The organism is Aeromonas aquatilis, assembly GCF_054052405.1.
In genome coordinates, this window is record NZ_JBSTYP010000094.1 from 1 (window position 1) to 11,398 (window position 11,398).

Annotated in this window: 11 protein-coding genes; 5 read left to right on the forward strand and 6 right to left on the reverse strand. The window is 58.4% G+C overall.

The annotated features are described in order from the left end of the window. Positions 1 to 126 precede the first annotated feature (126 nt). The 6 genes from pbpG to ACW5W8_RS22555 form a co-directional block, all read right to left on the reverse strand. A complete protein-coding gene (gene pbpG / locus ACW5W8_RS22530; protein WP_128814768.1) occupies positions 127 to 954 on the reverse strand; it encodes a D-alanyl-D-alanine endopeptidase in 828 nt (275 codons plus the stop codon). 159 nt (positions 955 to 1,113) lie between these two features. After that, positions 1,114 to 1,779 carry a DedA family protein gene (locus ACW5W8_RS22535; protein ID WP_167557106.1) on the reverse strand — a complete coding sequence of 222 codons (666 nt, stop codon included), beginning with the start codon at positions 1,777 to 1,779 and terminating at the stop codon, positions 1,114 to 1,116. Between the two features lie 18 nt (positions 1,780 to 1,797). Further along, positions 1,798 to 3,090, reverse strand: a complete 1,293-nt coding sequence (locus tag ACW5W8_RS22540; RefSeq protein ID WP_498630566.1) for a hemolysin family protein — start codon at positions 3,088 to 3,090, stop codon at positions 1,798 to 1,800. A gap of 243 nt (positions 3,091 to 3,333) precedes the next feature. Further along, positions 3,334 to 4,392: an L-asparaginase 2 gene (gene ansB / locus ACW5W8_RS22545; RefSeq protein WP_058053364.1), complete on the reverse strand. Its 1,059-nt coding sequence runs from the start codon at positions 4,390 to 4,392 to the stop codon at positions 3,334 to 3,336. A gap of 130 nt (positions 4,393 to 4,522) precedes the next feature. Then, a complete protein-coding gene (locus ACW5W8_RS22550) occupies positions 4,523 to 4,717 on the reverse strand; it encodes a heavy-metal-associated domain-containing protein (RefSeq protein WP_498630568.1) in 195 nt (64 codons plus the stop codon). A gap of 174 nt (positions 4,718 to 4,891) precedes the next feature. Beyond that, positions 4,892 to 5,842: an AEC family transporter gene (locus tag ACW5W8_RS22555; protein WP_498630570.1), complete on the reverse strand. Its 951-nt coding sequence runs from the start codon at positions 5,840 to 5,842 to the stop codon at positions 4,892 to 4,894. A gap of 137 nt (positions 5,843 to 5,979) precedes the next feature. On the opposite strand from ACW5W8_RS22555, the gene treR reads away from it, so the two are divergent. The 5 genes from treR (at position 5,980) to ACW5W8_RS22580 (ending at position 11,304) form a co-directional block, all read left to right on the forward strand. Continuing rightward, positions 5,980 to 6,927, forward strand: coding sequence for a trehalose operon repressor TreR (gene treR, locus ACW5W8_RS22560; protein WP_498630572.1), 948 nt, complete (start codon positions 5,980 to 5,982; stop codon positions 6,925 to 6,927). 192 nt (positions 6,928 to 7,119) lie between these two features. After that, the gene (treB, locus tag ACW5W8_RS22565; RefSeq protein WP_498630574.1) at positions 7,120 to 8,544 is read left to right on the forward strand and encodes a PTS trehalose transporter subunit IIBC; all 1,425 of its coding nucleotides are present in this window, start codon (positions 7,120 to 7,122) and stop codon (positions 8,542 to 8,544) included. Between the two features lie 66 nt (positions 8,545 to 8,610). Beyond that, on the forward strand, positions 8,611 to 10,272 hold the full coding sequence (treC, locus tag ACW5W8_RS22570) for an alpha,alpha-phosphotrehalase (protein ID WP_498630576.1): 1,662 nt from the start codon (positions 8,611 to 8,613) through the stop codon (positions 10,270 to 10,272). A gap of 3 nt (positions 10,273 to 10,275) precedes the next feature. Next, complete coding sequence (locus ACW5W8_RS22575) at positions 10,276 to 10,869, forward strand: sugar O-acetyltransferase (protein ID WP_498630578.1); 594 nt, start codon at positions 10,276 to 10,278, stop codon at positions 10,867 to 10,869. Between the two features lie 246 nt (positions 10,870 to 11,115). Continuing rightward, complete coding sequence (locus ACW5W8_RS22580) at positions 11,116 to 11,304, forward strand: hypothetical protein (RefSeq protein ID WP_019446232.1); 189 nt, start codon at positions 11,116 to 11,118, stop codon at positions 11,302 to 11,304. Positions 11,305 to 11,398: the final 94 nt, after the last annotated feature.

The window sequence follows — 11,398 nt, forward strand, 5'->3', positions numbered from 1 at the left end:
GGCTGGGGTATCCATGATGGTAGACCTCAAGGTGATGGCCTACTTCAAGCTTAGCCTTTCAACACGTAATTGGGACATAGCCATAAAAAAGGATGCCGCAGCATCCTTTTGTGTTGAGATATTTACTCAGCTTTTCAACCATTTGCGAATGCGGTTGGCATCGCCGATAGGGGTGCGTTTGCCCACCGAGTTGAGCAGTACGATGGCAAGTTCGCGGCTGTCCGGTTTGGCGCGCATCACCAGACAGCGCCCCGCTTCGTCAGTGAAGCCGGTCTTGGAGAGGCGTACGTCCCAATCCGGGTTTTTCACCAGCGGGTTGGTGTTGTTGAACATCAGGCTGTAGGCGGGGGCGCTGAAGCGCATCTCCCGGTTCTCATCCTGAGTGAACTGACGGATCAGCGGCTGACGATAGGCGGCGGCGGCCAGCTTGCCGAGATCCTGGGCGGTGGAGACGTTGCGGGTGGAGAGGCCGGTGGAGTCGTAGAAGTGGGTATTACGCATACCCAGCTGTCTGGCCTTGTTGTTCATGGCTCGCACGAAGGCGCTGCGACCGCCCGGATAGTGACGCGCCAGTGCCGAGGCCATCCGGTTTTCGGAGGACATCAGCGCCAGATGCAGTGCGTCGCGGCGGGTCACCTTGGTGCCCATGCGGATGCGGGAGTGAGTATGTTTGACCCGATCCAGATCGTTCTTGTCGATCGTGATGGTCTGGTTGAGATTCTGTTTGGCATCCAGCACCACCAGCGCTGTCATCAGCTTGGTGAGGGAGGCGATAGGACGTACCTTGGTGGCATTCTTCTGGTAGAGCGTCTTGCCCGTTTTTACATCCACGACCAGGGCGCTGCTCGAGCGTACTTCCAGTTTGGCAGGGTTGGGGGCCGCGCTGACCGCAGGCAATCCCAGCATTCCCATCAACCCGACAACCAGCGCTGCTGCGCGAATCCGACACCACATACAACCGACTCCATTCCCATCCAAAAAAAGGCGCTAGATTCACTCATTTTTACCCCGGCTTTACAAGGGCCGAGCGGGACTATTTCTGCTATTTGCGCAAAATAGGCGATCAAAAAAGCCCTCTGGCAAGGGCTTTCGGGTCGGGCGTTGGGCGAGGGGTCAATCCCGCGGCTGCGCGGCCTTGCGTTTGCTGATCCAGCGCCAGACCAGCGCCACCATGCCACCCACCAGCAGGGCCACCGGCAGATAGATGATGATGTTGAAAAACTGGGTCTGGTATTCGGCTGCCAGCTTGGTGTGGCTCAGGTAGTAGCCAAACCCGACCAGTGGGCAGATCCACATGATGGAGCTGATCAGATTGACGATGAGAAAGCGCCCCTGGGGCAGCTCGGTGGCACCGACGATGTAGGGGTAGGCGGTGCGCACGAAGGCGATATAGCGAGCGGTGATCAGGGTGATGATCCCGTACTTGTCCAGCAGGTGGTAGACCTTCTGTTGGTGCCGCTCTTCCACGTGGGACATCAGCCGATGGTAGAGCTGGGTGTGGCCGAGAAAGCGCCCCTGCATGTAACCGAGCCAGGTGCCGACAAAGGTAGCCATGATCAACAGCGGGATCACCCCGAGAGACAATACATCCTGATAGATGAGCACGCCGGTGAGGATCAGCAGGCTGTCACCGGGCAAAAAGGCGGTAGGGATGAATCCGTTTTCCAGTACCAGAAACGTCAGAATCACACCACAGATCATGAAGGCCATCTTGGGATCGGAAAGTGTGTTCAGATCGTGATTCATAAAGGCGTGAGCCAGTTGGTAAAACTGCTCCATACTTGCAAACTCCGCAGGTTAGCTGGGTTGATCGGTCAAGGGCATGGCGAGCACCTTGTCGATGCGCAGGCCATCCATGTCAACAATTTCCAGTTGCCACTGTTCCAGTGTCACCAGGTCTCCGGTTTGTGGAACACGACCAAGGAGCAGCATGATAAGCCCTCCGAGGGTGTGATAGTGATGTTTTTCTTCTTCTGGCAGACGAACCAGCTCCAGACAGTCCTTCAACTCCGGCAGCGGGATCAGGCCATCGAGCAGCCAACTGCCGTCGGCGCGCTGGAATGACCAGTTGTCCGAGCCATCCTCCTGCTGGAAATCCCCCGCCAGCGCCTCCAGCAGATCCTGCTGGGTGACCAGCCCCTGCAGCTCGCCATATTCGTCCACCACCAGCACCATCTGTTCGCTGTGGGTACGGAAGTGGTTGAGCAGTTCGACGCCATTGAGGGTCTCGGGCAGCAGACTGCCCTCCTGGGTCAGGGCCGCCAAATCGATAGGCTCTCCCTTGATATAGGCGTGCAGCACCTTGCTGACATTGATGATCCCCACCAGCTCTGACAGGTTGCCATCGCAGACCGGAAAATAGCTGTGGCGATATTCCACCAGTCGCTGCAAGTTGGCTTCCAGCGGCAGCGCCAGATCCAGATAGCGGATGTCGCTGCGCGGCACCATCAGAGAGGAGAGGCTGCGCTCGTCGAGACGGAAGACGTTGCGCAGCATGGTGTGCTCGTGATCCTCGATCACCCCGGCTTCAGAGCCCTCCACCAGCATGGCGTGGATCTCCTCCTCGGTAACGTTGGCATTACCCTTCTGGTTGACTCGTAGCAGGCGCAGGGTGGTGTTGGTGGAGGCTGAGAGCAGCCAGACGAAAGGGCGGGTCAGAGTGGCTAGCCAGTGCATCGGGCGGGCCACCAGACAGGCGATACGTTCGGCATTGAGCTGGCCGAGCCGCTTGGGCACCAGCTCCCCCACCACGATGGAGAGGTAAGTCACCACCACCACCACGATGATGGTAGCGATAAGTCCACTGCTCTTGGGGGGGAGCCCCCACTCCTGCAACCAGAGGGAGAAGGGTTGGGCCAGCAGGGATTCGCCGTAGATACCGTTGAGCAGGCCGATGCTGGTAATGCCGATTTGAACGGCAGAGAGAAAATGGGTCGGATCTTCGCCCAGTTTGAGGGCGATGGCGGCAGAGCGGCTCCCTTCATTCGCCATCTTGGCGAGGCGCGCCTTGCGGGCGGTGACGATAGCGATTTCCGACATGGCGAAGAGGCCATTAAGCAAAATCAATCCCAGCAGGATCAATATTTCCATACAGCAACAGCACTCCTTGAGTGGATAAGATCGCTGGCAGTGTAATGAATTTGGCGGCGATGTGCTTGTGAAAGCGGGTGATCCGGCTCGCTAATTTGATGACAGCGCTCTGGGATGGCTGAAAAAGATGGCCGGACAAGGGAAGGATAGCCCCGCCAAACGGCGTAATGGGCGAGGCGGTATTGCAGGATGGAAAAGGGCGGGAACTCCCGCCCTTGCTCATCTCAGTTCAGAAACGCCTTATCAGAACTGCTGGAACCAGCGCTGGATCTGGGCCGGATCCTTGCTCTGGGTCAGGGAGAGCATCAGCAGGATACGGGATTTTTGTGGGTTGAGGGTGCCGGAGGCCACGAAGCCGTATTTGGCATCATCGATCTCGGCATCCAGGGTGGTGGCGCCGGTCGGCACGCGGGCGGAACGCACCACGCGGATACCATCCTTGCTCGCCTGAGCCAGGGTATCGAACAGGGTGTGGTAGAGGTTGCCGTTACCCACCCCGGCACTGACGATACCGTCGAACTTGGCGTTCACCATCGCCTTGGCCGGCAGATCGGTGGCGTTGGCATAGTTGTAAACGATGCCCACTTGCGGCAGCTTGTCGAGCTTGCTCACGTCAAACGGCGTCTTGCTGGTGTGCAGACGGGCCGGAGTGCGCTGATAGTCGATCTTGCCGTTGTGGATGTAACCCAGTGGGCCGAAGTTGGGGGAGGCGAAGGTCTGCACCCCGGTGGTGTTGGTCTTGGTGACGTCACGGGCATCCAGCACGGTGTCGTTCATCGCCACCATCACGCCACGGCCTTTGGAGCTTGGGTCGGAGGCGGTGACCACGGCGTTGTAGAGGTTGAGCGGGCCATCGGCACTCATGGCTGTGGAGGGGCGCATCGCACCAACCAGTACCACCGGCTTGTCGCTCTTGACGGTCAGGTTGAGGAAGTAGGCGGTCTCTTCCATGGTGTCGGTGCCGTGGGTGATGACGATGCCATCCACGTCATCCTTGGCCAGCAGCTCGTTGACTCGCTTGGCCAGCTTGAGCCACACCTCGTCGTTCATGTCCTGGGAGCCGATCTTCACCACCTGCTCACCCTGCACGTCGGCCACGTTCTTCATCTCGGGAACTGCAGCAATCAGGGTTTCGATAGCGACCTTACCAGCCTCGTAGTTGGACTGGGTAGCCGACTGGCCAGCCCCGGCGATGGTACCGCCGGTTGCCAGAATATGGACGCTGGGCAGGGCCATCGCCATGGGGGAGAGGGTCAGGCCAACGACGGCGGCGAGCAGGGTCTTGCGGATCGGTAGGGTCATGCTGCAAATCCTTATGGTTGGAATAATCGCAGCAAGTTTGCCCGTTTAAGCATCAATGTCTGTGATAAAACTCACCAAAAGACAGGTGAATACAGATTTTTAACCTGTTTAATACCTCTATATAGATAAATTAACCTGCCTGAAAGCCCTGGGTTGCGATCAGGTCGATCAGCTCGGCCTTGCTCAGCTCGCTGTCGATGACGGCCTTGCTGCTGGCAAAATCGACGGTTGCGGTGGTGACCGCAGGCTGGGCCAGCAGGGCTTTTTGCAGGCTGGCGGCACAGCCACCGCAAGACATGCCGGAGACGATGAGTTCGATGGTCATAAATGCTCTCCTCGGTTGATATGGCACAAGGGTAAAGCTGCCGCCTCCGGCAAGGTCAAGCCGTCAGTACATCAGGCCAAGATAGTTCATCAGGGTTGCTCCCAGCCGGTGTATGGGTGACATGCGAGCCAAGGTTCGTGGTGGCGATGAGGTTGGCAGTTTCCTCTGGTAGGGTCAGTACATCAGACCGAGGTAGTTCATCAGCGTCGCCCCGAGGCTGGTAGTAACCAGCGAGCCGAGGGTGGTAGTGGCGATGATGTTCGCTGCCAGTACGCTGTCGCCCCCCATGGCGCGGGTCATCACATAGCTGGCGGCGGCAGTCGGGGTGGCGCTGATGAGAAACAGAATACCCAGCTCCAGATGGCTGAAGCCGAGCAGGGCCGCTCCCAGAGTGAACACAGCAGGAATGAGGCAGAGCCGCATGATGCTGGCCCAGCCCGCAATGGCTGCACCACCACGCAGAGCATCCAGGCTGAGGGAGGCGCCGGTGCAGAGCAGCGCCAGCGGTAACGTCATGTTGGCGAAGTAGCTGCCGGTGGTGAGCAGCAGTTGCGGCATCTTGATACCGAGCAGGGTAAACGGCAGCGCCGCCACGATGGCTATGATCAACGGATTCTTGATGATGCCGAGCAGAATGGGGCGGATACCGGTGGCGCCGCCGAGACTGCGGGTGAGGGTGATCACTGCGAGAATGTTGTAGAGCACGGTCACCGCGCCGACATAGAAGGCCGCCGCCCCCAACCCCTCGTGGCCATAGGCGTTCTGCACATAGGCGAGCCCGATAATGGCGCTGTTGCCGCGAAAGCTCCCCTGCACGAAGATGCCGCGCAGCCGCTGCTCCCCGATAAAACGTCCGGCCAGCAGCTCCAGCACCAGATAGCTGATAGCGGTGGCGAGCAGGCCATAGCCGATAAACCAGAGGCTCGGCATGGTGGCGAAGTTGGTACCCAGAATACTGAGAAAGAGCAGAGCGGGCAGGGTGACCTGAAACACCAGTCGCGAGGCGGACTCAGTAAAGGGATCCGGCAGCAGCCCCAGCCGCTTGAGCAAGATGCCGAGCAGCAGCACCACGCAGATGGGGCCTGTGATGGAGAGGGAGAAGAGCAGACTGGCCAGCAGATCCATGATGGGCATCCTGTGCTGTGCCCACACACCCTGACGGCGGGGCAAAAAGGGCATTCTAACGCCATGGGCTTGTATTCACAGGGGTTAATCACAACAATGTGGGCAATTCCACCGCCTAGCCTCCTGTGAGCCAATTCATGGACAAGAAACTGACCATCCTCGATATCGCCAGACTGAGTGGCGTTGGCAAGTCGACCGTCTCCCGGGTGCTCAACCAGGATCCCAAGGTGAAGCAGGAGACCCGCGAGCGGGTGGAGCAGGTCATCGCCGAACACGGCTTCGTGCCGAGCAAGTCGGCGCGGGCCATGCGCAGCCAGAGCCAGCAGGTGGTGGGGATCATCGTCTCGCGGCTCGACTCCAGCTCGGAGAATCAGGCGGTGCGCGGCATGCTGGAGACCCTCTACCAGCGTGGCTACGATGCTGTGCTGATGGAGAGCAAGTTCTCCCCCACCAAGGTACAGGAGCATCTGGCGGTGCTGGAGCGGCGCGGAGTGGATGGCATCATCCTGTTCGCCTTCAATGACTTGGACTATGCCGCCATGGCGCCGCTGAAAGAGAAGCTGGTGCTGATGGCTCGCGAGCACCCCGGCTTCTCCTCGGTCTGTTACAACGACACTGGGGCAATGCGTGCCATGCTGGCGCAGCTGGCAAGCCGTGGCGCACGCGACATCGCCTATCTGGGGGTGGATACCTCGGATCTCACCACCGGCCAGCGCCGGCTCGACGCCTATCTCGCTTACTGCGCAGAGCAGAGCTTGCGCCCGCGCAGCGCCCTCGGCGATCTCAGCCTACAGAGCGGCTACCGGCTGGCTGCCGAGCTGCTTACCCCGACTACCGGCGCACTGGTCTGTGCCAGCGACACCCTTGCCATCGGCGCGGCGAAATACCTGCAGGAGCAGGGGCGCAGCGAGGTGCTGGTGACCGGCCTTGGCAATAACCCCATGCTCACTTTTCTCTTTCCCAACGCCCTCAGCCTCGATCTTGGCTACAAGGGGGCGGGGGAGCAGGCGGCGCGTCAGCTGCTCGGTCAGATTGAGCAGGCTCAGCCTCCGCTGGTGACAATCGCCCCCTGCCGAACTCTGTGAGCCCCATCACTTCCGATTGAACAAAAAGTGCGCTTTTTGTGATGCTGGCCACGAACTGGGAACGTTCCCATTTTGATCTGGCCAGATTGTCGGCATGCTAAATGGGAACGATACCAAAAATGCTCGAGCCCAAAGAGTGGCTCTCAAGGGCGATGCAGACCACTATTCAATGGCGTCACAGAAGGAAGACCCATGTCCAAGATCAACACGCAACATATCAACCTTTTGATAGGTAAGGTTGGAGGCAAAGAGAACATTGCCGCATTGACTCACTGCATTACCCGGCTAAGGTTCGTGCTTCACGATCCGGCCCAAGCTGATATCAAAGGCATTGAGGCTATTCCTGGGGTGAAGGGTTGCTTCACCAATGCAGGTCAGTTTCAGGTAGTCATTGGTAATGATGTCGAACACTGGTTCAAGGCGATAACCCATGATTCGGGTGTTCATGGCGGCGATAAAGAGGCAATTAAACAGGCGGCCAGACAGAACATGAGCTGGATAGAGCGGGTGGTGTCTCATCTCTCTGAAATATTTGTCCCGCTGTTACCTGCCATTATTACCGGCGGTCTGATCCTTGGCTTTCGCAATGTCATTGGCGATGTGCAACTGGTCGACGGTAAAACCCTGACGCAAACCAGCGAGTTCTGGGCGCAGTTGCACTCTTTCCTCTGGCTGATTGGTGAAGCTGTCTTTATGTTTTTGCCAGTGGGTGTTTGCTGGTCTACGGTCCGAAAGATGGGAGGGACCGATATCCTCGGAATTGTGTTGGGTATCACACTAGTTTCTCCCCAGTTAATGAATGCTTATATGGCTGGTCAACAAGTCCCCGAGGCGTGGCATTTTGGTTGGTTTAGCATCCAGAAGGTGGGCTATCAGGCCCAGGTTATTCCTGCGATGTTGGCTGGCCTGGTGCTCGCATGGATAGAAACTCATCTCAAGCGCATCATTCCGGCTTACCTCTATTTAGTAGTGGTTCCATTTGTCTCATTGGTATTGACGGTCATCCTGGCTCATACCCTGATTGGTCCCTTTGGTCGCTGGTTGGGTGATGGGGTAGCCTGGGCTGCAAAAGCGGCTATGACGGGCTCTTTCGCTCCTATCGGTGCCGCTCTGTTCGGATTTTTCTACGCACCAGTGGTTATCACAGGTATTCACCACACCACCAACGCAGTGGACCTGCAACTAATGCAGAGCATGGGCGGTACGCCGATGTGGCCACTGATCGCCCTCTCTTGTATCGCTCAGGGTTCCGCTGTGCTTGGCATCATATTGGTTAGCCACAAGGAGAACGAGCGGGAGATCTCGGTGCCTGCCGCCATCTCCGCCTACCTCGGGGTGACCGAGCCGGCCATGTACGGTATCAACCTCAAGTACAAGTTCCCCATGCTGTGCGCCATGGTGGGGTCCAGCCTTGCGGCACTCGTCTGTGGTTTGACGGGGGTGTTGGCGAGTGGTATCGGGGTCGCAGGATTGCTGGGTATCCTCTCTATCCAGCCACAATACTGGGCGCCCTTTGCCGTTGCCATGTTGGTTGCCTTCTTCGTGCCCATGATACTGACAATGTTCATTTACAAGCGTCGCTTCGCAGTCGGTAAGTTGGACGCAGTTAACGCATAACCTTCAATTTTGGGCGATCCATCGGGTCGCTCACTGCATTTATCTTTTGCAACATAGAGAAAAACCATGAGTCAAACACCCTGGTGGCAGAGCGCCGTGATTTACCAGATTTACCCCAAGAGTTTTCAAGACAGTGGTGCGCGTGGCACTGGCGATCTCAAGGGGATTATGGCCCGCCTCGACTATCTCAAGACCCTCGGCGTCGATGCCCTCTGGCTGACCCCGGTCTATGTCTCCCCGCAGGTGGACAACGGTTACGACATCGCCGACTACCTTGCCATCGATCCCGCTTACGGCACCATGGCCGACTTCGAGGTGCTGCTGGCTGCCGCTCACGCACGAGGCATCCGTATCGTGATGGATATCGTGGTCAACCACACCTCCACCGAACACGCCTGGTTCAAGTCGGCGCTGGGGGATAAAAACAGTCCCTACCGCGACTACTACATCTGGCGCGATCCGGTGGATGGCGGTGTGCCCAACAACTGGCAATCCAAATTTGGCGGCAGCGCTTGGGAATTGGATCCTTCCACCGGTCAGTACTACCTGCACCTGTTTGCCCGCGAGCAGGCGGATCTCAACTGGGAAAACCCGGCGGTGCGCGCCGAGGTCAAAAGCATCATCCACTTCTGGGCCAAGAAGGGGGTGGACGGTTTCCGGCTCGACGTCATCAACCTTATCTCCAAGGATCAGGCGTTTCCGAACGACGAGATTGGCGATGGCCGCCGCTTCTACACCGACGGGCCGCGCATCCACGAATTCCTGCAGGACGTGAGCCGCGACGTCTTTGCCCCGGTTGGGGCCATGACGGTGGGGGAGATGTCTTCGACTACGCTAGATCATTGCCAACGCTACAGTGCCCTCGATGGTTCAGAACTCTCAATGGTGTTCAACTTCCACCACCTCAAGGTGGACTTTGATGGGAATAATAAGTGGGTTGACCTGCCCTGTGATTTCCTCGAACTCAAGCGTATCTTCAACTACTGGCAGAGCGGCATGCATTGTAAGGGGTGGTCGGCGCTGTTCTGGTGCAACCACGACCAGCCGCGCATCGTCTCCCGCTTCGGTGATGAGGGTGAGTACAGAGTGGTCGCTGCCAAGATGTTGGCCAGTACGCTGCATGGCCTGCAGGGCACCCCCTACATCTATCAGGGGGAGGAGATCGGCATGACCAACCCCGGCTATCAGCACATCGATGACTATCAGGATGTGGAGAGCCACAATATCTTTGCCATCAAGCGGGCCGAAGGGATGGGGGAGGCCGAGATTCTGGCTATTTTGAGAGCCCAATCTCGTGACAACTCCCGAACTCCGATGCAGTGGAGTGCCGCCCCCAACGCCGGTTTCACCCAAGGTTCACCCTGGCTCAAGCCAGCCGCCAACTATCCCGAGATCAATGCCGAGGCGGCACTGGCCGACCAGCACTCGGTGTTCTGGCACTATCGGGATCTCATCGCCCTTCGCAAGGCGCACCCCATCTTCACTCAGGGGGATTATCAGGAGCTGCTGACGGGGCACCCGCAGATCTGGGCCTATGCCCGTCGCGCCAACGGTCAGACCCTGCTGGTGGTGAGCAACTTCTATGGCGAGCCGGTGGAGTTTGCCTTGCCTGCCGAGCTGCAAAGCGCTCAAGGTCGCCTGCTGCTCGGCAACTACCCGGATAGCCCGGCCCAGCCGCAATCGGGTATGCTGCGCCCTTATGAATCCCTGATCTGGCTGGTGGAGTAGGTAATGGAGACGGTGGTGCGCGGTGCCGAGTGGCAGAAGATGGTGGCGGGGGAGCCTTATGATGCGGGCGACCCAGAGCTCAAAGCGGCGCGCGAGCGCTGCCGCAGGCTCTATCACACCTTCAACACCAGCTGGCAGGAGAAACCGGCGCGGGATGCCCTGCTTCATGAACTGCTGGGCGGTCGTGGCCAGGAGTGCGCCATCAATCCGCCGTTCTTCTGCGACTATGGTGCCAACATCTTCGTCGGCGAGAACTTCTACGCCAACGTCAATTGCACCATCCTCGACGTCTGCGAGGTGCACATCGGCGACAACGTGCTGCTGGCGCCCGGGGTGCAGATCTACACCGCCGCTCACCCGGTGGCGGTGGCGCCGCGCATCAAGGGGGTCGAGTTCGGCAAGCTGGTGCGGATCGGCCACAACGTCTGGATTGGTGGCAGCACGGTTATATGTCCCGGCGTCACTATCGGTGATAACAGCGTCATCGGTGCCGGCTCGGTGGTGACCAAAGATGTGCCCGCCAATGTGGTGGCGGCCGGCAACCCCTGTCGGGTATTGCGGGCAATGACGGCGGAGGAGCTTGCGGGCCTCGAATAGGCATTTTCGAGGGGCTTGGTGGCGCTTTTTATCATTTATTTTTCAAATGATATAGCTTCCGTGATTTGCTTATCGAATGGCTGATAACTCCTCAAAACGCCCAGTTGGCGCGGTTTCGGGGCGATTTATCCCTTCCGTAGCATTCGCCCGATCGACATGAAAACGGGCTCCGGTTCGGATTATTGTCCATTGATTGCTCATGTCTGGCTGAGGGCGGCCGATACTCTTTGATGCAGGAGGTAACCTATGGACATATCCAGCTCTGCAAATGCGTCGTTCGGTTCTGCGTTGATGGCGGCCAGTCTGGCCAAAAAACAGCAGACCCAAGAGGGCGAATCCGCACTGAAATTGCTGCAAACCGCAGCGCAATCCGCTCCGGCTGCGCCGACATCGGCCAGCGCTTCCCTCGGAAGCAATATCGATATCCGCGTCTGAGCGATAAAAAAGGCTATGTCCCAATTACGTGTTGCATGGGGTGCCCCAGCGCCTCATGCAAACATGCTTTGATATTCACGCCCCTCCCGTAACG

Bases quoted from the DNA above. Each gene is read 5' to 3' on its own strand.
- pbpG (WP_128814768.1), bottom strand. From the start codon at position 954: ATGTGGTGTCGGATTCGCGCAGCAGCGCTGGTTGTCGGGTTGATGGGA.
- treB (WP_498630574.1), top strand. From the start codon at position 7,120: ATGTCCAAGATCAACACGCAACATATCAACCTTTTGATAGGTAAGGTT.
- treR (WP_498630572.1), top strand. From the start codon at position 5,980: ATGGACAAGAAACTGACCATCCTCGATATCGCCAGACTGAGTGGCGTT.
- ACW5W8_RS22555 (WP_498630570.1), bottom strand. From the start codon at position 5,842: ATGGATCTGCTGGCCAGTCTGCTCTTCTCCCTCTCCATCACAGGCCCC.
- treC (WP_498630576.1), top strand. From the start codon at position 8,611: ATGAGTCAAACACCCTGGTGGCAGAGCGCCGTGATTTACCAGATTTAC.
- ACW5W8_RS22575 (WP_498630578.1), top strand. From the start codon at position 10,276: ATGGAGACGGTGGTGCGCGGTGCCGAGTGGCAGAAGATGGTGGCGGGG.
- ACW5W8_RS22550 (WP_498630568.1), bottom strand. From the start codon at position 4,717: ATGACCATCGAACTCATCGTCTCCGGCATGTCTTGCGGTGGCTGTGCC.
- ACW5W8_RS22535 (WP_167557106.1), bottom strand. From the start codon at position 1,779: ATGGAGCAGTTTTACCAACTGGCTCACGCCTTTATGAATCACGATCTG.
- ACW5W8_RS22580 (WP_019446232.1), top strand. From the start codon at position 11,116: ATGGACATATCCAGCTCTGCAAATGCGTCGTTCGGTTCTGCGTTGATG.
- ACW5W8_RS22540 (WP_498630566.1), bottom strand. From the start codon at position 3,090: ATGGAAATATTGATCCTGCTGGGATTGATTTTGCTTAATGGCCTCTTC.
- ansB (WP_058053364.1), bottom strand. From the start codon at position 4,392: ATGACCCTACCGATCCGCAAGACCCTGCTCGCCGCCGTCGTTGGCCTG.